The sequence below is a fragment of the Desulfoluna sp. CLI2B genome, assembly GCF_056847375.1.
Genome location: NZ_CP186557.1, coordinates 399,674 through 426,043, shown reverse-complemented (window position 1 = coordinate 426,043; position 26,370 = coordinate 399,674). Strand labels below are relative to the sequence as shown.

Below are 26,370 nucleotides of genomic sequence, written 5' to 3'. Positions count from 1 at the left end.
TGTCCATGCCGCGCAACTTGTCACGCACACCGCTGTCCGTGAGATGGTACAATACGTCTGGGGTGGTCTCCATGATGGCTCCTTTCCGGAGCGCCTGGCCACAACAGGAGGGAAACGCGAAGAAGGCCACAGGCGAGCGCCCCGAAGGCTGGAAAAATGAAGCGTTGTGTTCGGTTACAGACGATTATAACCCGAAACCGGTTCCCGGGGGTAAATTTTCTGAACGCCGCTGCGGCAGATAAATAAACCGGCCCCGACCAGCCGCCCATTCATGGGCCCGGAAGCGCGTGCACAAAAAAAGCCCTGGGGCGACAAGACGCCACAGGGCTTTCCAACAAAGCACTTGGAACTTTGAAAAAACTGACTAGTCGTTCTCGGCGGGTTTTTCTTCCTCAACCCCTTCGTCGTTCTTCCAGGATTCCTTCAGCTCGTCAAAGCCGAGGTAAAGAGCGAGTGCGCCACCGAGAAGAAGAAGCGCGGGTACTGTTCCTGCAAGAAGCTGAAGCAGTGCATCAAACCATACCGCAATACCAATCAGGCCAAGAACCGCTGCAATAGCACCACCGATTAACGTCTTCATAAACCAGTTCCTCCTTTAAGCATAAATTTTCTTTATTTTTAACTTTATAATCTCCCCAACCGGGGATCCTTACGAAAGAACACTGCCGATGACACCGGCGGGAGAGGCGGCAGGCTAAACCTTGATAAAAACAACGAAATACAAACTGGATACGTATGTCATTTCAACAAAATAGAGCCCTGCATAACGCCTGTTTCTCTTTAGAATATAACTTGTGGAAGGTACCATATCAACGGATTCTACGCAACCCCAAATCCCGATAAATTTACGAGTGATTAGCAGCGATGAACGACCGTTCATTGTCTCTTTTACCACAGGATTTCATGGAAGGATGCATCACATGCCACCTTAATTTATCCATGATGCGTAGCAAGGTGTCTGACAGAGCCCCGGTACCCCTGAAGATGAGTGACAACATCCCGAAGGCGGATGACCACCGACTCTGTAGCAGCCAGCCCAACCACCTGAAATAGTGGACCTTTGAAAGCGCACACCCCGTCTCACCCGGGATAATAGAGTTGCACAATCACAGGATCTATATTATTTACAAGCGTTAAACCCAAGAGCCCCTTGCCTGGATACGACGGGGCCCTGGATAGCTCAGCCCCGCTTCTTTGTTTTGACCCACCGAAGCAGGTTCTGATCAGGCTTTTTTTATACCGCTGCGATGCAACTTAAGCAAAAAGAGTTCAAGTGCCTTGCCACGTGTGCCGCCGTGCCTTTCGGCATCCTGCCAGCCAAGGCCGCTTCGCAATCCGGACACCCAAACAATCGGAATTTTTGAGACATGTTGACTTTTCGACGAAAACGCAAAACCAAGACCCCCGTGGGCGATGCCATGCGGGTCCACTACTCGAACTACATCCCCGAAAGAGGGGGCGCCGTCTCCGATCTGCTGCGCCGATTCATGTTCAGAAACATCGTGCTCTCCGAGACGGAGAAAGAAAAGATCACCCAACTGGACGAAAACGGCATCTTTGTTTATGCGTCCAAGTATCGGAGCCACTTCTCTTTTCTCTACTTTCACACCCGGCTCAAACAGATGGGCCTGCCCTTCCCCACCATCGGCTTTGACTGCACCATCTACGCATGGCAGCCCCTCGGCCACCTCCTGGGGATCATGGGCTCTCACATCCGCTATTTTTTCCGTCATTTTTCCGTGCCCGACCCCGTGGAAAGCGGCCACTTCAAAAACCAGCTCTTAAACGGCAAAACAGCCATCCTGCCCCTCATCGGACGGGATGCCTTTTACCGAAGCTTCGTCAAATCCAAAACCGATCCCATTGCCTGCCTGCTGGAACTCCAGGCCGAAACCGACCGCCCCCTGTACATCATCCCCGAAGTGATGATCTTCTCCATGAAGCCCAAGAAAAGCGGCCTCTCCTTTTTCGACATCCTCTTCGGGACCCGGGAGCGCCCGGGAAAGGTCCGGCGCCTTGCCGGCATCTTCAAGCGCAACAAAGAGAGCTTTGTGGAGTTCTGCGACCCGGTCTGCCTCAAGACCTGGCTGGCCGCCCCGGGCATGGAAGAAAAGTCCCTGGGGGAACAGGCCCTGCTTCTGCGCCGCGAGCTCATCGAGCAGCTCAACCGCCACCGCCAGACCATCACCGGCCCGGTCCTGAAAAGCCGCCAGGAGATCCGCGAGAGCATCCTCACAGGAAAGCCCCTCAAGAACTTTATGATCCGGCACGCTGAAGAGAGCGACACCCCCTTGCAGGAGGTCCACAAGAAGGCGGACACCTATCTCGACGAGATTGCCGCCAACTACAGCTCCCGATGGATCCGCATCTTCGAGGTTTTCCTGGACCGTCTCTTCAAGAGCCTTTTTGAAGGCATCGTCACCGATAAAAAAGGGATCGCCCGGGTCAAGATCCGCTCCAAGCAGTCCCCGCTGATCCTGGTCCCCTGCCACAAGAGCCACCTGGACTACCTGATCCTCTCCTACGTCTTTAAAAAGCACAACATGCCCTGCCCCCATATCGCTGCAGGACGAAACCTCTCCTTCTGGCCCCTGGGCATTGTCTTAAGGGGCGGGGGCGCCTTTTTCATGCGCCGCACCTTTAAAGGGGCCAAGCTCTACTCCCGGGTCTTCTTCGAGTACATGTCCAAGCTCCTCTCCGAAGGGTTCAACGTGGAGCTTTTCATCGAAGGCACCCGAAGCCGGACCGGTAAGCTCCTCTCTCCCAAAGTTGGCCTGCTCTCCATGCTGGTGGACGCCTGCAGGCAAGGGGCCTGCGAGGACCTGCAGTTCGTGCCGGTCTACTTCGGCTACGACAGGGTGCTGGAAGAGGACGCCTACCTCCACGAAGTGGAAGGCGGGGACAAAGAGTCGGAAAACCTGGGCCAGCTCATCAAGGCGCGCCGTTTCCTGAAACGCCGCTACGGCAAAGTGTACGTCAACTTCCATGAGCCCATTTCCCTGTCCGACGTGGTCAAAGAGCAGGGGCTCGACTTCAAGGCCATGGACACGGATCAGCACAACACCTTCTGCAACGACCTGGGCTACCGCATCATCAACAGCATCAACGATGTCTCCATCGCCACCCCGTACGGAGTCGTGGCAAGCGCAGTGCTCAACAGCATGAAAAAACGCTTCACCTTTGAGCAGGCCCTGGAAGATATCCGCCTCTACACCGATCACCTGGACGCCATGGACGTCTGGGTGGCCGACTCTCTTGGGGAAAACCGGGAGCGATCATTCCAGAGCGTTCTGGACAGCTACGTCAGGCGAAAATTCCTGGAGTGCGGTTCCGACTGCAAAGGCCACCTGGACCCGGGAACGGTCTTCAACCTTCCCGACGGCCAGCGCCCCGTTCTGGACTATTACAAAAACAACTGCATCATCCACTTCATCTCCGCGGCCATGACTGCCCTTGCCATCAAGGAGGTCAACCGCTTCCAGTTCCAGGCGGGCGAGCTCCTGGAAGCCTACGACTTCCTGGCCGATCTCTTTGACCCGGAGTTTGCGTTCAACCGCACGGCCACCTCGGAGTACATGGTGCGAAAAGACCTCAAGGCCTTCATCGATACCCACACCATCGTGCCCCACGAATCCAGCCCGGACACCTACGAGATCACCCCGGACGGCCTGAGAAAGCTCACCCTCTTCTCCCGGTTCCTCAGAACCTACCTGGAGTCGTACCTGGTGGCCCTCACCGCCTATGAGTCCAAAAAGGCATCCAAGCTGGACGGCAAAGCCATGGTGAAGAAGTGCCAGACCCTCGGGAAAAAAATGTTCAAGGTAAACGAGATCGAACTCCCCGAGGCCCTGAGTGACATCACCTTTAAAAACGCGGTCCGCCACTTCAAGGACAAGGGCATCCTCGACGAGACCAGCGGAGAAGCCACCCACTCCTTCTACAAAAACTCCATTCGCCACTACCTGGAGGTGATGGAGAAATAGCTTGGCTAAAAAGGCTAAAGGCTAAAGGCTAAAGGACCTTAAGCAGCTTCGGTTGGAGCTGTCACGTGATGAATCAAAGCCGTGGGCGACTCGCTGGAGTGGCCCACGGCTTTTTTGGTGAATAGATAAAAAGGGCGTCACTGTTGAGATCAAAAAAGCCTCCGGGGGCCCTGCCGGGGGCCAAACTTTTAAAAAGTTTGACAAACAGGATTCGAGAGCAATTTCGGCCACGTCACTGATACTGGCGAATCATATGCTTTGGACTTAATAAGTCTGTAGCTCTCTTTTCCCTCAGCCCCTCGGGGCTGAGGGAAAAGAGAGCTACAACCGAAAGGTTTTGGTCCAGCTTTTTTCAAAAAGCTGGCCGCCGGAGGCAGTGCGGTTAAATTCATAATGGCCAAGTAGGAACAACGTATCCTGTTGGGTCGAAGCTTGTGAGGCAGTCCGCACACACCATCAGCGTTTGTGTCGGGCGAAGCCCGAGTCAAAGGCCCTTGCGGTTTGGCCCGAGGAACGAGGGACTAAGCGCAAGGGCAATCAGCTTTCGAGGTGGTTCACCTCGCCGCCGGAGGCAGGCTTTTTCATGCACTTTAACCATAGAAGGCAATGACATGCAGGCAATGATACTGGCGGCGGGGCTTGGGACCCGGCTGCTTCCCCATACCGAGGTTCGGCCCAAGCCGTTGTTTACCATTGGCGGGGTCACGCTCCTGGAGCGGCACATCAATGCCCTGGCCGACGCAGGATTTGACGCTGTCATCATCAACACCTGCCACCTGGCAGAAGAGATCCACCGGTTTATCGACCACAAATCATGGCCGGTAAAGGTCCACCTGCGACAGGAAGAGACCCTGCTGGACAGCGCCGGTGCCGTGGCCAATGTGGCGGACCTTCTGGACGGCTCCCCCCTGCTTGTGGTCAACGGGGATACCTTAACGGACATCGACCCCAAGGCCCTTTACGAAGCCCACCTGGAACAAGACAATACGGCCACCCTGGCCCTTATGGATCGCCCCGAGTTCAACAATGTGTCCGTGGATACCCAAGGGCAGGTCCGCGCTTTTCGGGAGCCCACCCCCAAAGACATGCAAAGGCTTGCCTTCACCGGTATGCAGGTGCTGTCCCCCGAAGCAGTGGCTGCCATTCCCAAACGAGCGTACGGCATGGTGAACCTCTACCGGGACCTCATCGCCCAGGGCAAAAAGGTTCAGGGCATTGCCCTGGAGACCTGCCTCTGGTTTGACTGCGGCACCGAGAACCGGTACCTGGAAGCCACCAAGGCCCTCATGGTCCCGGAGGCCTTCATAAAAACCTTTGGTACGGCCCAGGGCCCCTTTGAAACAATCCCCTTGAAAGGGGACGGCTCCGACCGCAGGTGGTCCCGCATCACAAGCCCCGAGGGAACCCTCATTTCCTGTGAGCACGGTATTCATCCAGGCTTTGCCACAGGCGAGGCCGAATCCATGATCCGCATCGGTACCCACCTCCGCACCAAAGGCATTACCGTCTCCCCCGTTGTCAGCGGTGATGCCGTCTCCGGCCTTGTCCTCGTCAAAGACGCCGGCAACACCCACCTCGCCGAATTGGCCAGAGCCCTGCCAGAGCCCGAGGTAGAAAACCTATACCAAAAGGTCATCAACACGCTGATCCGTTTCTCACAGGAGGGTATCCAAGGCTTTAAGAGCGCTTGGTGCTGGCAGACACCTGCGTATAATAAAGAGATGATCCTCACCATGGAGTGCCGCTACTTCATAGACGCCTTCATCAACAGCTACCTTGGCATGACCGAATCCGCAGAGCCCTGCCAGGCCGCCTTCAACCTCATCGCCGACAAGGCCCTTGAAGGCGGGGTAACCGGTCTCATGCACCGGGATTTTCAGTCCCGCAACATCATGATCTCAGACAACGACCCTGTCATCATCGATTTTCAGGGAGCCCGCAAAGGCCCCTTGCAGTACGACCTCGCCTCCCTGCTCATCGACCCCTATGCAGGACTCTCCGAAGCCCTCCAGGCCCGGCTCCTGGACCATTGCGTCCAGGCATTGGAATCACTTGGTATCATTATTGATGAAACATTCCACACAAGCTACACCTTCTGCGCCATTGCCCGGAACCTGCAGATGTTAGGTGCCTTCGGCAAGCTCACACAAAAAGGGAAACGAGGCTTTAAGGAGCATATTCCGCAGGCTCTGGCAACAATCGAAAACCGCCTCAAACACCTGAACGACCCAACCCTCGAAGAGCTCTTCAGGCTGGTAAACCAATCGAACCTACGGTGACAGGCGAATAGTTCCCCGCCTCCAAACCTTGGTTTATAGCCTGTTTCCCACCGACGATGGTCGAGGAGACACTCAACGTTGGAGTTCCCCCATGTTATATCAAAAAAGCTATCAACCATTCGACCTGATATAGTAGGCGCAAAAAAGCCAACCAGCAGATTGACGGGTTGGCTTTTGGAAATTTCGTTTTTTGTATGAAGTCTACAGATTCGAGCCGCTGTGTTTCCAGTAGTATGAGCGTGACACGGGTATTTCTGGGTCATAAATTCCACCGTCACCAGTTGCAATAAGTACTCTTCCTGAATCTTTATCAAAAATCACTGCCGGTTGAGGCATGGGATCTTCCATATCAGTCCTGATGGATTTAACAGATAAGGAGTGAACACACGTACTGATAACATACACACGCCCAACCCCCGTACCACAAACTCCCTTACACTTTTCCGGCAAATCTGAAAAATCAGTGTCCGAAGAATTTGTCTTGTCTTCATCGGGGGTATAGCTCCCGATAATGAGGATATCACCTAACACGAGCGGTTCGGAGATAACCTTTTCGCCCGGTCTTGTAAAATCGAGATACCACCCTTTGGCGCTAACAAAATCAGAGCTGTTGCCCTTGGGTGTCAATTCATAATAATCAAAGTCTCCGACGGTGCGAGAATAACTCATATCAAAACCGAGTAAATCACTCCGCTCATAGGGAATTCCATCCCACGAATCATCCACAGCATAGATAGAATCAGAGTTCCATTTGATGCTGGGGTGCTCCCGGTCACCTGTTCCAAAAAAAATTTTCGTGCTGTCACACGAATCTCCGACGATGGGGGGGTAAAAAATTTTTTGATAGTGAGAATATCCGCCCTCTTCTGTCACCATTTTCGTGCTATTGAATATTTTGTAACGCTTAGGAAACGTATTATCCAAGTCTTTTGTCGGGCGGGTCACCCTGGCTTTATTTAAGCCCAAGTAAAAATTATCTGAAAAATGGTATACATTCCCTTTCATGTCCCCGGCATAAATATTTGAAAAGATGCGGCCCGGATCATGATCGATGTCTGAGATACGAGCCCCGACGATACATGCATCAATCTCACCGCCACTATAGGTATCCAACTTGGCGACACCACCATTTAGTTGACACACTGCGACAAAACGACCTTTTTTGTCAGTAGCATCAGCATCAGGATTGATTTGATCCTGATTCTCGAAGTCGTATCCCCCACCGACCACAAAGCCCGGCCGCCATCCCCCCATTCCATTACTTAAACGGCCTAGCCGAGGCTTACTCCACGACAGCCCCCAATCACTATCATCATCCCCAACGTGACCCAGATATAGAGGTTTATCCATATCATGGACATAAAGAAGGTGATAACATGGCCCCCCTCGCCTTTCTCCAAAAACCAGTATGTTGGGGTCACGCTTGCTGTAGACGGCTTTAGTCAAATCATCTACTATATTGCCACCTTTGTCATGGTATGTGACGAAATTGTATAATACGGCGCCACCATCTATGAACCAGGGGTGATTATTTGTGTTTTTAAGTTCATTCAGGCGTGCGTGGTATGTTGGGGGAATAAAAGCCCACTTTTCGTTTCCATCATCATCAAAGCAATGCATCATGCCATCGTTTGATCCAGCGAAAAGATATGTATCGACACCCCCGCTTATATTTGGATCTTCCGCAACAATAACATTGGAGTGAACGATATGCCCAAGTGGCCAATTGGCTCCATAGCCATAAATGTGTTCACTTAAAAAATCCTTTAATGTATCCCCGTCCATCCCAATGCTGCTCCCCTCTTCAGGAATCACCACAGCCCCTATTCCCTCCAACAGCTCGGGCAACTCTTCCGTTCTCATTCCTTTTGCCGTAAAAATACGCCGTACCGAGGACAATTTACTGAACTTGTCACCTGGCGTGTCTGAACTCTCGATATCAGCGCTTAAAATTTTTACATACAATTTCCCCGCGGCACCATCATCTGGTGCAGCTTTATTTTCATGGTCACCAGGAAAATCAACAGACCACTCACTTTTAACCTCACCACTTATCAAGCCCGAATTATCTAGCAAATCAACATAATCCCCACAGCCATCGATCTTCCCTTTTATCGTATCGCCCGACAAAAAGAATTTTTTAATATTTCCCTGCCCTCTTTGCCCGGAAGAAACTTTAAACGAAGTAAGATATATATGATCTCTTGAATAGGTAAGATCGTCCTGACGAACAGGAGTCACGGCCGATGAGAAAGTGGATGACTTCACACTACCCACCAAAATATCGGATAGATAGTCTCTCAGTTCATCTCTGTTCTTTGCTACAGCATGGATACCGCCGCCATTTCTTGCCGTATCTTCCAACAATTTCAAGTCTGCTTGAGTAGAATCTGCATCCATCCGAAAGGCTATTGTGTGCACTCTGATATTTTGTTCTCTATCGAGAGAAGAAAAATCTTCTGAATAGAGAAAAGCAGCCACATCATCAAGCCAGCGCATTTTCATATTTGATTCTGTGCAGTCATCCTTGTCGACAAGCCCACATAGTTTATCTTCAGTATCCCCATCATACTCTTTACCCACCAATGTAGACACTAACTGATCCGTATTCTCGTCGTAGTGTTTAAACGGTTTTTCATACACCCATTTATATGTAAAATCTTCACTATCAAACGTAATCATATCTCCGTTGGAATCCAACCATTGAAAATCATCGGATGGTGCCCCATCTGTAATGAGAACAATATGATTCTTTTGATCGGGGCATTCAATGGGACTTTTGTATCTGGCTGACGTCACACTACCCGTATGTGTGGAGTCAAAGAAACTGTCACTCATCGTATAATTATTAAACCAGCTTTGCTGACCAGCAAAATACAAACCCGCCTCGATCAGACTTTCAGCAAGTGGTGTTTCTTTCGATATATCATTTAAGAAAAGGCCATCGTAACCAAAAAACAGTGGTTGCCCATATTCATTATCACCTGTTTTTACCTTGTAACGCTGAAACAAGACAGTCCGTAAGTCAGTTAAACTGGAATTGATAGGTGCTGCTAAATCTGCGCCATTACTTTTGAAGTGAGACACATAGCTACCGGACCAATATGTATTCAAATCGAACTGCATAATTCCGTAACGAACATGATTGTGGCTTGCAGATATCACATCATGTAAAGCGATAGCGCCATTGTACTTCCGCGCCCTCTTCATTTCCAGATAGTTCATGAAGTTCCGAGTCATCAAGAGATAACGAGGAGCCATCCATCTCAACAGCTTACAACTTCCGTTATCCAGCTCCCACATTTTCTCTTTTGACCAACCGTTCTTTCTAAGAGATGCTTTTGCATCGTCACACTTTATGTCACTTACCTTTAATTCTTTAGCACAAAATTGCCTTACCACTCCAAGTTGAACATATACATGATCGTCATCAACATTGTACGCTCCCAGAGCAATTTCATAATCACCAAATCCAGCATCCGGAATACTATATTTATGAGTCATATAATTATAATAGTCCGTATTTGGATTATAATTATCCAAATCCGTGCCGTCATACGAAGTTCCGGTAATTCCGGGGCTGAATTCAATTTCTTCCATTTTTTTGTCTACATAATCGAGGTAATTCAAATAATTTTCACACACAACCGTCTTGTCAGTACATATATCGGCACACACTTTTTTTGAGCCACTAACACCATGACAAAGTTCTCCTTGATAGTATCCTTTTGTAAAGAGAGAATTGTATGCATCAGAACAAGTTACATCATTAATAGTAGAACCAAAGCCAAAGATCGACCAACCGAGATCAGTTTTGGTCTCTTTAAACCTCAGGTAATATGGATCCGGATTATTGTACGGCATATCGGTAGACCAATTTATTTTATCATGGCTATATTCCTCTATAGTCTTGTCATGGACATCGGTTTTATTCATGCTAAATGAGGTATCGAAAATCACAAGCACGTTGGGCTCAATAGTTGTCGTACAGTCGCTAAAAATCTCCATATCCCCGTTTCCACTTCCATAAACAGGTACAACAGAAGCAAGCAATACACCAATCAACGTGATAAAAAATCTCATTTTCATCCCCTTATGCTTAAAAGACATCGGTATCCTGCTTAGCGGGTAATAAAATCCCCTTCTGGATCCATACATCAGATAGATTAATTCCGTCCCGTTTGAATGCTGTTGAAGTAATGGCAAAACGACGCCAATCAATTGACCCACCATAATAACGGTGACTTTGTTGTGGTATATTGTTTGCCTGCGATGACAAATCCGCCACATTTTGGTAATCAGATTTATTAACGATTCGCCTTATTTCCACTCGAGCAACAAACTTAGCCGAACTGGAATCGACAACATCTGTTTTATAAACCGCTGTTTTAAAGTCAAAATATTTCGAATCATTCAGCACTCTATTGAGAGAATACTTAACAACCTCATCACCTGTAGACTCATCCTTTTCCACCGTATCCTCATGAACACCAAAACCTGCCATGCATTTATTTAATGCTGCTTCAGCGGCAGCAAAACCTTCACTGTAGCACCTCGCGTTTTCGGTAATTTTAATCTCAAAAACAGATGTTTGTGTCGCAATGAGACCCATGACAGTAATAATCAGGATAAACATCAAGGTAAAAAGCATCACGGAACCGGTATCGTCGGTCAGGCTTTTCAGCATCGCCCCCCCCTATTGCAAATTATTTTGCGGCTTAATCATTGTGCGCGTCATGGTTTTTATGTCGCCGGTCGTGAGAGACCGCCAGGCAGCCACTAGATAGACGTTTCGAACAGAAAAGTCCGTATCGCCGTCACCGTCCACATCCCTGTCATCAACCTCATGCCGCAAATAAAGCGAAGCCTTCCCGTTCCCCCACGTCATCCACGGGGTACGGATGTTCCCCTTTTGTACATCATCCAAAAAGTTACCCAGCCCAGTATCTGAAAGGGAATTTCCGTTTCGGAAAAGATCGTCTGTCCCCGAGGTAGCTCCATAATCGGTGCATTCAACAACCTCCACCCCGGCCGTGAGCAATTGTGCCGCCATGTCTTTTCGCCGGGTCTCTTCGTCGGTCTGGATGGCTTTGAACTGAAGCCCGATAACCCCGAGCATAGCCACAGCAAAAATAGCCATGGCAATAAGGACTTCCAACATGGTAAATCCGTCATTGATTTTCATTGTCAGGTCTCCCAAACGGGTTCAGAATCGAGAATCAAAAGCCCGGTTAGCATTCAATAGTACATGTTCCTGAACTTCACGGTGGTGGTGTAGAGACGATAGGAATAGTTGGCCGTATCAAGATCAGCCACCGTAAAATTCGGAATAAAGTCCACTTGATTTTCTGATGCATTTTTGGCCTTGCGTTTTGTGCTTCGCATAAGCAGCCAGATCTTGGCTGCGCGGATTCGGTCAAGGGAAGGTTTTGGATCTTTGATTGGGGTGCTACTCACATTATCGGTTGTAAGTTTGCCTGAAGAATCTAACGTATAAAAATCGGTAAGTTCGAGATTTGAATCATTGGGAGTGTTGTCGTAGGCCCACCTCACCGAGTTGCTCTCTTTTTCTAAGACGCCATAGCTGCTGGCTCCTGAACCCAGATCATCTTCATCATAGGCATAAAGCACCCGAAAGGCTTCGACATTTTGAAGCAGTGCATTTGTGTTGTTGTTTCGTTGAAGTTGGTTACTGCCATTAAGAAACCTAAACACGGTCCTCTCTTCGTAGCTGTTATTTCCAGCTGAATCTGTATCGTCAATTTCGCCATCAGCATTTGTATCATAGGTAAAATCCATGTGTGTCATGCCGGCAACACGAAAGCTTGCAAGCCTTCCCGAGCCCCCGTCACCCCGTTGAGAAGGGGAGTATCCGGCCAGCATTAAATCGTTGCCTATGACAGCCAGCGCCGCCCTGCCATTTTGCTGCATCATCACCTTCATCTGGTGGTCTTCGTGGCTTTTGGTCTGATCGATAATCAGGGTACAAATTGCCGTGATTAGAATAATACCGATGCCCAAAGCCACCAGGATTTCAAGGAGCGTAAAGCCCATGGTGCCAGTAGAAACCCGCAAGGCGGATGTTCGTATTGATACATTCTTATGCAAGGTCTTCATGATTCCTCCCCTGGGTCTTGATCGTCCTCACCTTCTTGGCCGCATCCGGATGCCCCTCCGCTGCTTGAAGCATCATGAATCCCAGATGCCTGCCTCATGGTGCCCAGGTTGTTTATAACAATGCTGTATTCGCGAAGGGACCTGTCGTTCCAAACCCTCAACGTCCCGCTGTTGCACCCCAGAAGAATCCCCCGTGAGTTGTACCCCATGGATTCCTGATTGGTATCGCAGAGGACATGACTTGATGAAGTAAATACCTCGGTGATTTCAGGTATTCCGTCTCCATTCTGATCCCAGCTGATCCGAGCCGATGAAAAAGGTTTCGGGGTCTCATCGCTCGCGTCTGACACCGCATCGCCCTTGTCATCGTAATATATCACTGTGATTGTTTGCCCCTCCTTGATGGCTTTCATGCGGACGTGCTGAAGGGCGTTGTAGAGTTCCCTTGATGCCCCGGCCGTTCGCCTGTTCGAAAGAAATTCCTGCCAGGCTGGAGAGGATATCGAGACGATAATGGCGACCAATGCAACGGCCACCATCAACTCGAGAAGGGTAAAGCCTCTCTGGTTCTTCATGATACGCTCCTGAGAAACTCTCATAGTAAATATACTTTCTTTAAGAATGTACTATTATTCTATATCAAACACCCACAACACAACGAACGGCGCACAAAGCCATAAATTCATTAATGCAAGCCTTAAGCCACCCGTAAACATTGTTTAAAAATTGATTATTCTACTTATATAGAAGATTCACGAGAAAAGCTTGTTTGACCCCATTAATTGCTCTTTGGATGCACTCATTTGATAATCAGAAAACACCAACCACTCACCGGAATCACTTCACTCAACCAGAAAATCGTTAAATATTTTTACATTTCAAATGTTAACCCCATAAAAACATACCCTTAAATGAAAATCCAAACCTTTAAAACATTTTTACCCTTATACTCTCACGGCAAACCAATAACTATAACACCCTATAATAATGATTAAAATAAACAAAAACCTTTTCATCAAGCGTTGCACCCTTTGATAAAAAAAATTTTACGATCGTTTACGAATCAAAAGCCCTGCAAAAGGGCTCAAGGAGATGCCACAAGTCAAAGGGCATCACTTATTTTTATGGGGAGAAAGTAACCTAAAGGGATTTCTTTGCGTCATGACGATGCGACGGCGGGCCCGTGACTTGGGATAGTAAAAGCACGACCATGCCACCCATGAAAGCCACAGTGGCTTAACTGGAGGGGTGATGGATAAAGCACGTCGAATGGCGACTTTCAAGGTGTATTGTACCGATACGTTGACTCTTGGTGTGCTTTTCGTCCCGACACTTACTTTAAATGATGAAATTTCATTTTGGACAGGAGGGAGGGGTGGCTGATTTCAAGAAGCCTGGATGCCTTGGTGCGGTTGCCGCCTGTTTCTTTCAGGGCGCGGCGAATCATTATCCCTTCGAGCTTTCGTACAGCGGCTTTTAGGGAAAATCCGTCAAGGAAAAACTCGTCCTTTGAACAAGGTCTTTCCTGGGGTGTTCCCACAATGGCTGTGGGCAGGGTATCGGGTTCAACCTGATCGCCGTTGGCAAGGACCACGGCGCGCTCCATGGCGTTCTCCAGCTCACGGACGTTGCCGGGCCAGGGGTAGGCCAAAAGACGCTTCATGGCGGCTGGAGAGACGCCGGTCACCCTGCTGCCGAGCTTGCGGTTAAACATCTTCAGAAAGTGTTCGCACAGCAGGGGGATGTCTTCTGGGCGTTCCGACAATGGGGGAAGGTCAATGGGAAGAACGTTGAGGCGAAAAAAGAGATCTTCGCGAAAGGCGCCTTGGGCTACCTCTGCCTGCAAATCCCGCGAGGTTGCAGAGATGACGCGCACATCGATTTTCCGGGTCTGGATGCCTCCCACGGGGCGCACCTCGCCCTCCTGAAGCACCCGAAGGAGCTTTACCTGCATGGAAAGGGGCAGCTCTCCGATCTCGTCTAAAAAAAGGGTTCCGCCGTGGGCCTCTTCAAAAAGCCCCTTCTTGTCTTGAACAGCCCCGGTAAAGGCCCCTTTTTTGTGCCCGAAGAGCTCGCTCTCCATGAGGGTCTCAGGAATGCCGCCGCAGTTCACGGGGACCAGGGGCCCCTGGGCTCGGTCGCTCGCCGTGTGGATGCCCCGTGCGATGAGTTCCTTACCCGTCCCGCTGCCGCCGGAGATCAAAACCGTGGTGGCATACCGTGCTGCTTTGCGTGCCAGGGCAAAAACATCCTTCATGGCATCGCTTTTTGCCACCATGTTGGAGAACCGAAACCGGCCTTCCATGAGGCCCAGCTGGTCTTTGAGATAGAGGTTTTCGTTTTTGAGATCCCTGTGCTCAGCGGCACGAGAGAGGAGAAGGGTCACTTCGTCGGATTTGAAGGGCTTGGAGATGAAGTCAAAGGCTCCGTGTCGCATGGCTGAAACCGCGGTGTCGATGGTGCCGTAGGCACTCATCATGATCACCATGGAGCGCGAAAAAACCGTCTTGTTTTCCTTGAGCAGGGAGACCCCGTCCACACCGGGCATTTTCACGTCAAGGAGGATAAAATCATAGGGAGAATCGAGCTTCGCGGCCCTGCCGGCCATCTTAACACCGGTCCCCCCTGAAGCTGCCGTCTCCACGGCATAGCCCTCTTTTTCCAGCAAGACCGAGAGCATGTGCCGCATGTTCTTCTCATCGTCAATGATCAGGATCTTTCCCGCCACCCATCTCCCTCGGAAATGAGTTTGAACATGCCTCCGGCGGCCCTGCCGGGGGCCAAACTTTTAAAAAGTTTGACAAACAGGTCTCACGTACGTTTTTTGATTATTCGAAGGTGTTTCCTGAATATTGAGCTCTTCTAAGGATCTAACCGGAAAATTTTTGCGGAGCTTTTTTTCAAAAAAGCGACCCGCCGGAGGCAACTAAACCGCTGCCCCCTTCGACGTCTCCAGGCACAGAATCATGCGAGCGCCCTCGCCATGCCGGCTTTCAGCACGCAGGCTCCCGCCGAGTCCTTCCACGATAAGAAAGGAGACAGAGAGACCCAGCCCGGTACCTTGCCCTGGCTCCTTGGTGGAAAAAAACGGATCAAAGATATTGGGCAGGTCCGCATCCGAAATCCCGCCGCCGTTGTCATCCACCACGACTTCAAGACACTGACGCCTGTCGTCTTCAACCACGTTGCGGGTGGAGATCACCAGGGAACCATCTTCCCTGCCAGCACCTTCGATGGCATCGGCCGCGTTTAGCACCAAGTTAAGAAACACCTGGCGTAAGGCGCCTGTGGTGGCCATGACGCCATCGTCATGGGCCCTTAGATTGGTCCTAAAATTGATATCTTTCAACAGGGGCTGAACACGAACCAGTTCGCGAATCTCGGCTATCAGGTCATGGACAGCCACCACGTCTTTGTCCCCACAGTCTCCGCTACGGTTAAAATCCAGGAGTTGCCGGATAATGCCGTCAATACGTGACAACTCCTCGTTGGTTCGGGCGATATAATCAAAACGTTCCAGATCGGTTTCAGCGGATTGGATAAGGGAAAGGTACCCGGTGATGATCCCCAAAGGATTGCCGATTTCATGGGCGACACCAGAGGCAAGGCGCCCCATGGCCGAGAGTTTTTCAGCACGGACTACGTCCTCCTGGGCCCGGGAGAGCTCGGTATTGAGATCCTTCAGCTCCCGCACCGAAATCTTAAGCTTCTCACGGTCGGCGTTGATGCGGCTGACCATGGTGTTCAACGCCATGGAGAGTCTTGAAAATTCGCTGCCCGCCTCTTCCTGAAACATGAAGGGATCTTCGGTTCCGGCATCTTCGGCCTTTGCAAGAAGTCGCGCCACCGGCTTGACTGCTACCTTGGAAACCTGGCTCACCCCGGCAAACGTGACCACCACAAGGTTGATGAGGATATAAAGGGCCAGGAGCTTGATGGTATCGGTGAGCCACGCACTCACCTTGCCCGTATCCACAACCGCGGCCACACCGCCTCGAACAGGCGCCTCAAAAGGAACAGCTGCAACCACAGCCCCACCCAGTCCCAACAGCCCCATACCGGACCCTTTGACAAGAACCGGTTCTCCCTTTGTCACTGCCTTTTCGATGGCCTCCCCAGCCTCTGCCCCGCGCTCATCCGTGCCGAACCCGTAGCTCAGCTGCTCGTCAAGAAGAGACACCTTCACCAGGGTCACGGCGCTTCCCTCCACCATGCCCCCGAGGATCAACCGAAGGCTATCCACGTCTCTCTTCCCGGCCTCGTCGAACCCGTAGTCCGCGACAGCCCGTACCAGATGCAGGGCCCTTTCCGCCTCCTTTTTCACCATGACCTGACGCACCAGGGTCAAGGCGCAAAAGGCGGTGACCCCCATGGCAAAGAGAAAGAGAAACGCCAGGTTCACACTGATGCTTGTCTTGATGCCGGTGGACATATGCAAGATGCCTTTTTGTTGACGTTCGCGCACAATTGCCTCCGGCAGCCATACCGGGGACCAAGCTTTTGAAAAAATTGATAAACAGATCTTGGGTAAGCCTTTTGTAGGCTTTGCCGAAACTATGTCGCACCCGCAGGTCGCTTTGATCGCCCCCAAGGGAGGTCAAAGCGACCTGCGGGTGTATTCAGGAAAGTTTTTTGCGGAGCTTTTTTTCAATATAGCGTCCTGCCGGAGGCAGCCACTTGATGGTTTTTGATTTTACTCATAGTAAAAAGAGCAACAAAAGTCACCCATAAACATTACGACTTGCAGTGTTTTGCCTTCATCATGGCTGAGGCGCAGCTGATCATCTTCGGGCTCAGGCGAGTAAACCGATCGAAATCGGCAGTAAAGGCAAAGCCAGGGACCAGGGTTTTGATAACGGGAATCTCAAGATCCGTTCGGGTGAGGTCCACATACACAGGAGCAAACCCTTCGGAGGCCAAGAGCTGCTCAAGAAGCTTTTTGTCCCCTGTTGCCGAGCCCGTGGAGTAATCGGGGAGTTGCTCTTCGTGGACGGGAACAGGTCGTGCCGGAGGGGCCATGGACGCCTCGCCCCCGGGAAAGGCAAAGGGCACCTCGGTCATGGCCGAAACCGCGGCCCGCCTGGCGTTGAGATGGGCCGCACACCCTTTGGCCACGACGCCCTCATGATCTATCACCATGGCTTTGCAGATGGGCACGCCCAGGCGGCCGGTGAGTTCCTGGAAAAACAGGTTCACCCCCTCCTGGCGATACGCGGACAGAAGCGGGCCCAGGTTTTCGTTGGCGGTATAGAGCTCAAAGCACAGGGCCGGATCGTAGGGCTGGGTGGCCTCTGCCTCTCGCTCCAGGGCTTCATACAGACCGGAGACACACGCTTCATCCAAGGTGTTGCCCGAGGCAAGACCCGTGGATCCCAGGCTGGAAAAAAGAGCGGGTTCGTCGAGGTTCATGAAGAGAAACACCGCCTGAACCGGAACCAGGATGGGTACCTCTGCCCCTTGGGCTGTTGTCACGCCTTCCATCCAATGGAGGGGCTCGTCCCCATAGGGGACATCCAGCATCAAGGCGTTGGGGTCCAGCGCTCTTTTCCCGCCTGCCAGAAGCTCGCTGTAGCGGGCCTTGGTCACCTCATGGTCGTTGACCGTGCCCACCACGCGTCCGCCTTCAATGGAGGCATAAGAGCTCAGGCGCTCGGCGATCTCCATGTACAGGGAGGCCCTGGCATCGGCCACGGAAAGCCCTTTGCCGTAACTGGTCTGCTCACCGGTGAGGGTGTAGGCCAGATCTCCCTGGCTCACCCGCGTCGAGACCTGCCACTTCCTCTGCAGGGCAAAGGGGGAAAGAGAGGCCTGGTGACGCATTTCACCGCCGTTGAAGATCCCCACTGCTTCCAGCCGGGCCTTGGCCACAGAGGCTGTCTCCGCAGCAGAAACCCGCTGGACCAGCGGAACCTCCTGGCGCACCTGATCCGCCATGCTCCCCACGGGAAGGGGTTCGGAAGGCCCCATGGGGCCAGGGGCCGTCAGCAAAACCGGAGCCTCATCAATAAAGGGGAGTTCCTCCAGACGGTCCACATTGCCTTGCAGCATCTCTGCCCAGGGATGGGCAGATACTCCGTGGGCCGACACAAAACGAGCATAGATCAAGGGGCTTTCCACCTTTTCCGGGGTCCAGCCCTCTTTCTCAAGTGCCTCCCGAATGGCCGGAAATGCATCAAAGGCAAGGGTTGCCTCATAGAGAAGCCCCTTGAGAAGCTCATCGGCCCCCTTAAGCTTTTCGGTCATCCCCTCCTCCCCCAGACCACCCAGCAGGGTCAGGGCAGCCTGACGCATAAAGGCGTCCATGGGGGCCTTGCGCAGGGCCGTAAGGGCCGCATCAAGGCTCTCCACGCCTTCGGGTACCACGGCAAAATATCCCGTGGCAGCCTCGGTGGTTGTCAATTTCAATCGGTAGTCAGTCATCTTTTAGCCTCCGGCGGGTCACTTTTTGAAAAAAGCTCCGCAAAAACGTTTCGGTTGTCAGGCCTTGCTTCCATCAAGACCTAAACGGTCTATCATGAAATTTGGTGGCGGGCAGGAGAGACCCTTTTGCCTGTCATCCCCTCCCACCGCATGGACTCTCTATTCACCATTTACCATTCACGACTCACTCTCCCTGTTCACTCTTTACAAAAAAAGGCCCCGGAATCTCTCCCGGGGCCTTTTCATATCACACGTCATGGGACGCATTGCCGAGAAAAGGCGCGCCCTCAGGTATCATCATTTGAAAAAAAGTTTCATGATGTCGCTGTAAAAGACGTACACCATAAGGGAGAGCAGGAGAAACATCCCGGCCTGGCTGGCCGTCTCCCGGATCCTGTCGTTCACCGGTTTTCCGGTGATCCACTCAATGGTAAAAAAGAGAAGATGCCCGCCGTCCAGCACCGGAATGGGCAAAAAGTTGAGAATGGCCAGGTTGATGCTGATAAAAGCGATAAAAGAGATCAGGGAAGAGAGCCCCACACGGGCCTGGTCCCCGGCCATCTTGGCGATGATGATGGGGCCGCCCAGATCAGCGGGGATGCTGCCCTTCACCATCTTTACAAGGCCCACCACCATGAGCTTTCCAAGGAACCAGGTTTTGGCCACCCCTTCGGTGATGCAGCCGAAAAATCCAAGTCGCTTGTTTACCACCTCGTAATACGGAGCGATACCGATGCGCCAGGCGCCCTCTTTGCCGTCGAGCTGTTCCGGCGTTAGGCTTACGGTAAGCTCTTTGCCATCCCTTAAAACCCGCAGCGTGACAGCCTTGCCCTTGCTCCCCGTAATGGCCGTTACCACATCGGTCCACACAGAAAGGGGGGTGTCATCCACGGCAAGGAGCCGGTCTTTGACCTTAAGGCCTGCCTTTTCAGCAGGCGACTCACTCTGGATCCCTCCGATAATGGGATCCTGGACAGGACCGATGCCCACGGCCCAGGAAGGGACCTCCTCTCCGAACAGGTTCCGGGAGGTGGATGCCTCGGGGGTGAGCTCCACGGTGCGGGTATCTCCGGCTCGCTCGTAGGTCAGGAAAAGGGGCTTTCCGCTGCTGGATTCTATGGCCTCCACCACATCGCTCCAGAGGGTCACGGGCTCATCGCCCACCTCTGTGACCCGGTCGCCATAGGCCAGACCCGCCCGGGCCGCCGGGGTGTCCGCAACCACCTGCCCCACCACCGGGGCAAGGCCGTTGACCCCATGCACCCCAAAAAGGCCCGTGTAAATCACCACAGCCAGCACGAGGTTAAAGACCGGCCCTGCGGCCACGATGAGCATCCGCTGCCACACGGCCTTGTGGGTAAAGGAGAGGTGCCGCTGCTCGTCAGTAATCTCGGCGTCGGGTTCCTCCCCCACCATCTTGACGTATCCCCCTAAGGGAATGGCAGAGACCAGGTACTCGGTCATGCCCACCTTGCGGCCAAAGATCCGGGGGCCGAAGCCCAGGGAGAACTTTTCCACCCCCACGCCGAACAGGCGGGCCACAAGAAAGTGCCCCAGTTCGTGGAAAAAGACGAGAACGCCCAATACAATGATGATGGAAAAAAGGTTGGTCGTCATGAATTGTCCTGCATGGTTGATGCCGCTAAGGGCAAATAAATTCGGTTGCTTTTCGCCGGGCCCAGGCATCGGCCTCCTGGACATGGTCCAGGGAGGGCCGGGTGACCACGGGGTGGGCATCCATGGTTGCTTCGATAATGCGGGGAATGTCGAGAAAACCGATGCGTTCTTCAAGAAAAGAGGCCACAGCCACTTCGTTGGCGGCGTTTAGAACCGTCGGCATCGTCCCGCCAGCACCTGCCGCCTCAAAGGCGAGCTTCAGGCATCGGAACTTCGAAAAGTCAGGTGCTTCAAAGGTCAGGGCGGCAAGGGCCGCAAAATCCGGGGGATCCATGCCGATGTCCATGCGGCTGGGATAATTCAGGGCATAGGCGATGGCGCCCTTCATGTCCGGCTGCCCCAACTGGGCCATCACCACCCCGTCCACATATGCCACCATGGAATGTACAATACTCTGGGGATGGACCACAACCTCAATCCGCTGGGCTTCCACATCAAAAAGATGATGGGCTTCAATAACTTCCAGACCCTTGTTCATGAGGGTGGCCGAATCGATGGTGATCTTTTTGCCCATGCTCCAGGTGGGGTGATTCAAAGCCTGGGCCAGGGAAATATCCCCCATGGCTTCCCTGGGCGTGCCGCGAAACGGCCCTCCTGAGGCCGTGAGGATCAACTTGCTCACCTCCCGGGGGTTCTCACCGTTCAGGCACTGAAAAATGGCGCTGTGCTCGCTGTCCACCGGAAGGATGGGCACGCCCTTTTCAGCGGCCAGGGGCATGACCAGGTCCCCTGCCGTCACCAGGGTCTCCTTGTTGGCAAGGGCCACGGCCTTTCCGGCCTCAATGGCTGCAAGGGTAGGCACAAGGCCTGCAGCCCCCACAAAGGCGGAAACCACCATGGAGACACCGTCGCAGGAAGCGGCCGCCTTGTACCCGCTCTCCCCGAAGAGAAGTTCTGTGGCGCACGAAGGCGGAAGAAGCGCTTTGAGGCGGTCCCGGTGGGCCTCGTCGATGACGCAGGCAAGCTCCGGCGAGAACTCAAGGACCTGCTCCGCCAACAGCTCCACACTGGTGGCGGCGCACAGGGTTTTTACCGCAAAGCGGTCCGGATACATCCGGACAATCTCGAGGACGTTTTTTCCAATGGACCCGGTAGATCCCAGCAGGGTCAGGTATTTCATGGGACTCCCCTTCAGGCGCCAAGCACCATAAAGAAATAGAACAGAGGCGCCGCGAAGAGAAGGGCGTCGATACGATCGAGCAGGCCGCCGTGGCCCGGAATGAGCTGACCGGAATCCTTGATGCCGGACGAACGTTTCAGGGACGACTCAAACAGATCGCCCAGAGGCCCCACAGCCCCGGCCAGGGGAAAGAGCAGCAAACAGGCAAGCCAGCCCAGTTCGGGGACGAAAAGAGCCTTCATGACAAACCCGGCCACCAAGGCCCCGGCCATGCCGCCCATGAACCCCTCCACGGTTTTGCCCGGGCTTACGGCCGGGCAGAGCTTGCGCTTGCCGAAGAAGGTCCCTGCGTAAAAGGCGCCGGTATCGCAGGCAGCCACGGTCACAAGCAGGGTAAAGATCCACATCACCCCGTGCTCGGGGTCCAGGCGAAGTCGCATCACGGCAGCCAGCATCATGGGAATGTACAAAAGGCCGAAGATGTGGGTCAAAAGGTGTTTGACCACCTTGGGATCGGTCTCGAACCGGGAGAGAAGGAAAAAGCCGCCCAAGGGGATGTTGAGGAACACCACACCCAAAAGGGCGCCCCAGGGGTTGGACATGCCATGGGCCAAAGCCACCATGACAAGGGAGGAACCGTACCCGAGAAGGGGAAGGGCATCGAACCGGTCGGCTGTATCGTCCACCAGGGGGTAGTACTCGGACAGGGCGATCACGGCCACGGCCATGATGAGAAGTGTGAAGAGCAGGGCCCCGCCTTTTAAGATAAAAAGCCAAAGCAGGGGAATCGCGACAACCGCTGAAAGAATCCGTTTCAGGTGCATGGGTTTCACATCCTTTTTAATACAGCAAAAGGGAGACCGGTCCCGCCGCATGCGGCAGCCGATACTCCCTTCGGGTACCCACGTTGTTCACTCTCGACTCAGGACTGAAGCACCTTTCCATAGCGGCGCTCACGCGCCTGGAAATCCTTGAGAATGGAAGCAAACTCCGATTCATTAAAATCGGGCCAAAGGGTCTCGGTAAAAAATATCTCGCTGTAGGCGCACTGCCAGAGCAGAAAGTTGCTGAGGCGCATCTCCCCGCTGGTACGAATCACCAGGTCGGGATCGGGGATACCGCGGGTAAACAGATGCTGTGACACCATCTCTTCATCCACATCGGCGGCCCGGAGACGCCCCTGGCTCACCTCGTCGGCGATGCCCTGCACCGCCGCCACTAGCTCGGAACGGCTGCCGTAGCTCAGGGCCAGGCAGAGGGTCAGGCGCTCGTTGTGACGCGTTGCCTCCATGGCCAGGTCGAGCTCACGCCGCACCTCCTCCGGCAGGCGATGAAGCTCACCGATGGCCGTCAGGCGGACGCCGTTTTTGACGAGCTGCGCTTTCTCGTTTCGAAGAAACCGCGTGAGGAGCCCCATAAGGGCATCCACCTCTTTTTTCGGCCGCTGCCAGTTTTCCGTGGAAAACGCATAGAGGGTCAGGTAGGGGATGCCGAACTTCGTGCAGCTCTCCACCACCGTACGAACCGCGCCCGCGCCCTTTTCATGGCCCTTGACACGGTTCATCACCCGCTTTTTGGCCCACCTGCCGTTGCCGTCCATGATAAAGGCGACATGCTCGGGCAGCTGGTCTGCTGACAGTCCGTCGGGAAGCTCTCGTTCCATCAAACCTCGAGAATCTCTTTTTCTTTGTCTTTGTAAACCGCGTCGATCTTGCCCACAAAATCATCGGTGACCTTCTGGACCTGATCCTGGGCCTTGAACTGATCGTCCTCGGAGATCTCCCCGTCCTTCTTCAGGCTTTTCAGGGTCTCGTTGGAATCGCGCCGGATATTTCGGACCGCCACCTTGTGGTCTTCACAGGTCTTGTGCACAAGCTTGACGATCTCTTTACGCCGCTCCTCGGTGAGGGGGGGCACAGAGATGCGGATCAGCTTGCCGTCGCTGGAGGGGGTCAGGCCGATGTTTGCTTTGAGGATACCCTTTTCGATCTCTTTGAGGGCTGTAGCATCCCAGGGCTGAATGACGAGCAGGCGAGGTTCCGGAACAGAGACGGAAGCCATCTGGTTCAGGGGGGTCAGGGTACCGTAATAGTCCACCTTCACGCTGTCGAGCATATTGGCCGAGGCGCGACCGGTGCGAACACGTCCCATCTCTTTTTCAAGAGCGTCCATGGTTTTGCCCATTCTCTCACTGGTCTCTTCGAGAAGCGCGTTGATCATATCGTCACCTTTCCTGTCTTCATTAAGATTAGATGGTTGTAAAATCAGGTATGGCAAGGGGGGGGATAAAAAGGGATCAAAGACCGGTCAGAGCTCAGGTCCGGTGCCTCCCCCTGAAACAGAAAAAGATCAGGCCCGCGTATCGCGAACCTGATCTCATTCATACCCGTAAGATCATCAGTTGTCAATCAGGGTGCCTACATCCTTGGCCCCGGTGACCACTTTGAAAATATTTCCCTTGCCGGAGAGATTGAACACCGACAAGGGCAGGTTGTTGTCCATGGCAAGGGAGATGGCAGTCATGTCCATGACATTGAGCTGCTTCTCCAAGACTTCCATGTACTTGATCCGGGGGAAGAACGTGGCGTCCTTCTCCTTGACAGGATCTTTGTCGTAGATGCCGTCCACCTTGGTGGCCTTCATCAGGAGTTCCGCATGGATCTCCTGGGCGCGAAGCACCGCCGCCGTGTCGGTGGTGAAGTAGGGACTGCCCGTCCCTGCGGCGAAAATCACGGCGCGTCCCTTCTCCAGGTGGCGAACCGCCCGACGGAGAATAAAGGGTTCGGCCACCTCATGCATGCTGATGGCGGACTGGACCCTGGTGGGAATGCCGATCTTTTCAAGGGCACCGGAAAGGGCGATGCTGTTGATGACGGTGGCCAGCATCCCCATATGGTCGGCAGGTGCCCTGTCCATGCCGTAGGAGCTTGCGGCGATACCTCGAAAGATATTACCGCCGCCAACGACAATGGCCACCTCAACGCCCAGCTCATGAATCGACTTCACCTCTTCGGCGACGTATTTCATCATGTCGGGGCTGATACCGAAGCTCTGATCACCCATCAGAGCTTCACCACTTAATTTAAGAAGAACACGCTTGAAGGCAGGCTTCGCCGCTGTCATCTACTCTCCTAACTGGTAACGGACGAAACGGCGGATACGGATGTTCTCGCCCATTTTGCCGATAACCTCTTTTGTATAGTCCTCAATGGTGATCTGGGGATTCTTTACGTAAGCCTGGCTCATGAGGCAGGAATCCTTGTAGAACTTCTGGACCTGACCTTCAACGATCTTGTCCACGATGTTCTCAGGCTTGCCCTGCTCAAGGGCGCGCTCACGGTAAATTTCCCGCTCCTTGGCTACAACGTCTTCGGAAATGTCCTCAGGGGCAAGACCGGCAGGGTTGACGGCTGCAATGTGCATGGCGATGTCTTTGGCGAAGGCCTGGAAGTCTTCGTTTTTGGCAACGAAGTCAGTTTCGCAGTTGATCTCAACCATAACACCGATTTTACCGCCCATGTGGATGTAGCTCATGACGGTGCCTTCGGAAGTGGCTCGGGCGGAACGCTTTGCAGCGGCTGCCAGGCCTTTTTTCCGGAGGAAGTCGAGGGCCTTGGCCACATCGCCGTCGCTCTCCTTCAGGGCTTTTTTGCAATCCATGATTCCGGAGCCGGTCTTTTCACGAAGTTCTTTTACCATTGCTGCGCTGATTTCTGCCATGACTACTCTCCTGCATTATCGGCCGCGGCGTCTGCTGCCGGGGCATCATTCTCGGTTTTCTTACGGATCACTTCAACCACGGGCCCTTCTGCGTCACCTGCAGCGGCCTCGGCAACAGCTGCTGCCTTGGTTTCCACTTCGTCGTTGCCTTTGTCGCTTGCGGCAGCACGCTTTTCGTTGAAGCGCTTGCGGCCTTCGATGCAGGCATCGGCAAGGCGGGAGGTGATCAGACGAATGGAGCGGATGGCATCATCGTTACCAGGGATCACGTAATCGATGGGATCCGGGTCACAGTTGGTATCCACAAGAGCAACGATGGGAATGTTGAGACGCTGAGCTTCCTTGACGGCGATGCTCTCTTTCTTGGGGTCCACGATGACGATGGCACCGGGAAGGCCGTTCATGAAGCTGATACCGCCGATAACGGCTTCCAGCTTGTCGCGCTCTTTACCGAGCTTGAGGCGCTCTTTTTTGGTGTAGCTCTCAATGGTTCCGTCGTTCTGGATCTCATTGAGCTTGTTGAGGCGCTCGATGCTGGTTTTAACGGTCTGGAAGTTGGTGAGCATGCCGCCGAGCCAGCGGTTCTGCACGTAGAACATCTCAGCGCGGTTGGCTTCTTCGTAAATGGCTTCTCGGGCCTGCTTCTTGGTGCCCACGAAAAGTACGGACTTTCCGGCAGCGGCCACATCAGCGACGAAGTCGTAGGCGTTCTTGAACATCCCGACGGACTTCTGAAGGTTGATGATGTAGATACCGTTGCGGGCGCCGAAAATATACGGCTTCATCTTCGGGTTCCAGCGTTTGGTCTGGTGACCGAAATGGCATCCGGCTTCGAGAAGCTCTTTCATGCTTACGTAAGACATATCCTTACTCCTTTGGTTTTTCCACCGCCCCCGTCATCCCCGGAATCAACTCGCCCCGATAAAACGGAGAAAGAACCTGATACGGGTCGGAAGGCGTGTGTCATTAAAATGCATCTGCCCGTGAATCGGGCAAATTAAACAAAAGCGGCTGTTGACGCCGCTTGAAAATTGGCACCCCGGAGGGCACGCTC

Annotated in this window: 19 protein-coding genes; 2 read left to right on the top strand and 17 right to left on the bottom strand. The window is 53.1% G+C overall.

Annotated elements, in window-relative coordinates:
* Nucleotides 1-364: 364 nt before the first annotated feature.
* Nucleotides 365-580 carry a hypothetical protein gene (locus ACOYW2_RS02070; protein ID WP_092207469.1) on the bottom strand — a complete coding sequence of 72 codons (216 nt, stop codon included), beginning with the start codon at nucleotides 578-580 and terminating at the stop codon, nucleotides 365-367.
* Nucleotides 581-1,367: 787 nt separating this feature from the next.
* Between ACOYW2_RS02070 and ACOYW2_RS02065 the strand changes: the two genes are divergently transcribed.
* On the top strand, nucleotides 1,368-3,983 hold the full coding sequence (locus tag ACOYW2_RS02065) for a 1-acyl-sn-glycerol-3-phosphate acyltransferase (protein ID WP_482769222.1): 2,616 nt from the start codon (nucleotides 1,368-1,370) through the stop codon (nucleotides 3,981-3,983).
* A gap of 611 nt (nucleotides 3,984-4,594) precedes the next feature.
* A complete protein-coding gene (locus ACOYW2_RS02060) occupies nucleotides 4,595-6,262 on the top strand; it encodes a sugar phosphate nucleotidyltransferase (protein WP_482769221.1) in 1,668 nt (555 codons plus the stop codon).
* Between the two features lie 201 nt (nucleotides 6,263-6,463).
* On the opposite strand, the gene ACOYW2_RS02055 is transcribed toward ACOYW2_RS02060, so the two are convergent.
* The 16 genes from ACOYW2_RS02055 to rpsB all read right to left on the bottom strand — a co-directional run bounded on the left by ACOYW2_RS02055 (nucleotide 6,464) and on the right by rpsB (nucleotide 26,179).
* Nucleotides 6,464-10,345, bottom strand: coding sequence for a pilus assembly protein (locus ACOYW2_RS02055; protein WP_482769220.1), 3,882 nt, complete (start codon nucleotides 10,343-10,345; stop codon nucleotides 6,464-6,466).
* Between the two features lie 16 nt (nucleotides 10,346-10,361).
* Nucleotides 10,362-10,949 carry a pilus assembly PilX family protein gene (locus ACOYW2_RS02050; RefSeq protein WP_482769219.1) on the bottom strand — a complete coding sequence of 196 codons (588 nt, stop codon included), beginning with the start codon at nucleotides 10,947-10,949 and terminating at the stop codon, nucleotides 10,362-10,364.
* Between the two features lie 9 nt (nucleotides 10,950-10,958).
* Nucleotides 10,959-11,447 (bottom strand): type IV pilus modification PilV family protein, encoded by a 489-nt coding sequence (locus ACOYW2_RS02045; RefSeq protein ID WP_482769218.1) that lies wholly within the window; start codon nucleotides 11,445-11,447, stop codon nucleotides 10,959-10,961.
* A gap of 53 nt (nucleotides 11,448-11,500) precedes the next feature.
* Nucleotides 11,501-12,379: a PilW family protein gene (locus tag ACOYW2_RS02040; RefSeq protein WP_482769217.1), complete on the bottom strand. Its 879-nt coding sequence runs from the start codon at nucleotides 12,377-12,379 to the stop codon at nucleotides 11,501-11,503.
* Entirely contained in the window at nucleotides 12,376-12,954 is a 579-nt protein-coding gene (locus tag ACOYW2_RS02035; protein ID WP_482769216.1) for a GspH/FimT family pseudopilin, read from the bottom strand. Before ACOYW2_RS02035 ends, ACOYW2_RS02040 begins: the two co-directional genes overlap by 4 nt.
* A 758-nt stretch (nucleotides 12,955-13,712) precedes the next feature.
* The gene (locus ACOYW2_RS02030; RefSeq protein ID WP_482769215.1) at nucleotides 13,713-15,107 is read right to left on the bottom strand and encodes a sigma-54-dependent transcriptional regulator; all 1,395 of its coding nucleotides are present in this window, start codon (nucleotides 15,105-15,107) and stop codon (nucleotides 13,713-13,715) included.
* A gap of 198 nt (nucleotides 15,108-15,305) precedes the next feature.
* The gene (locus ACOYW2_RS02025; RefSeq protein WP_482769214.1) at nucleotides 15,306-16,844 is read right to left on the bottom strand and encodes a sensor histidine kinase; all 1,539 of its coding nucleotides are present in this window, start codon (nucleotides 16,842-16,844) and stop codon (nucleotides 15,306-15,308) included.
* 269 nt (nucleotides 16,845-17,113) lie between these two features.
* On the bottom strand, nucleotides 17,114-18,799 hold the full coding sequence (locus ACOYW2_RS02020) for a YcaO-like family protein (RefSeq protein WP_482769213.1): 1,686 nt from the start codon (nucleotides 18,797-18,799) through the stop codon (nucleotides 17,114-17,116).
* 297 nt (nucleotides 18,800-19,096) lie between these two features.
* A complete protein-coding gene (gene rseP, locus ACOYW2_RS02015; protein ID WP_482769212.1) occupies nucleotides 19,097-20,416 on the bottom strand; it encodes an RIP metalloprotease RseP in 1,320 nt (439 codons plus the stop codon).
* A 25-nt stretch (nucleotides 20,417-20,441) separates the two neighbouring features.
* Complete coding sequence (locus tag ACOYW2_RS02010) at nucleotides 20,442-21,596, bottom strand: 1-deoxy-D-xylulose-5-phosphate reductoisomerase (protein ID WP_482769211.1); 1,155 nt, start codon at nucleotides 21,594-21,596, stop codon at nucleotides 20,442-20,444.
* 11 nt (nucleotides 21,597-21,607) lie between these two features.
* Nucleotides 21,608-22,420, bottom strand: coding sequence for a phosphatidate cytidylyltransferase (locus ACOYW2_RS02005; RefSeq protein ID WP_180136888.1), 813 nt, complete (start codon nucleotides 22,418-22,420; stop codon nucleotides 21,608-21,610).
* Nucleotides 22,421-22,518: 98 nt separating this feature from the next.
* Nucleotides 22,519-23,259: an isoprenyl transferase gene (locus ACOYW2_RS02000; RefSeq protein ID WP_482414987.1), complete on the bottom strand. Its 741-nt coding sequence runs from the start codon at nucleotides 23,257-23,259 to the stop codon at nucleotides 22,519-22,521.
* A complete protein-coding gene (gene frr / locus ACOYW2_RS01995; RefSeq protein WP_180136889.1) occupies nucleotides 23,259-23,816 on the bottom strand; it encodes a ribosome recycling factor in 558 nt (185 codons plus the stop codon). The genes ACOYW2_RS02000 and frr overlap by 1 nt, the downstream gene beginning before the upstream one ends.
* Nucleotides 23,817-23,993: 177 nt before the next feature.
* On the bottom strand, nucleotides 23,994-24,719 hold the full coding sequence (pyrH, locus tag ACOYW2_RS01990) for a UMP kinase (protein WP_180136890.1): 726 nt from the start codon (nucleotides 24,717-24,719) through the stop codon (nucleotides 23,994-23,996).
* Nucleotides 24,720-25,316, bottom strand: a complete 597-nt coding sequence (gene tsf / locus ACOYW2_RS01985) for a translation elongation factor Ts (protein ID WP_180136891.1) — start codon at nucleotides 25,314-25,316, stop codon at nucleotides 24,720-24,722.
* A gap of 2 nt (nucleotides 25,317-25,318) precedes the next feature.
* The gene (gene rpsB / locus ACOYW2_RS01980) at nucleotides 25,319-26,179 is read right to left on the bottom strand and encodes a 30S ribosomal protein S2 (protein WP_180136892.1); all 861 of its coding nucleotides are present in this window, start codon (nucleotides 26,177-26,179) and stop codon (nucleotides 25,319-25,321) included.
* Nucleotides 26,180-26,370: the final 191 nt, after the last annotated feature.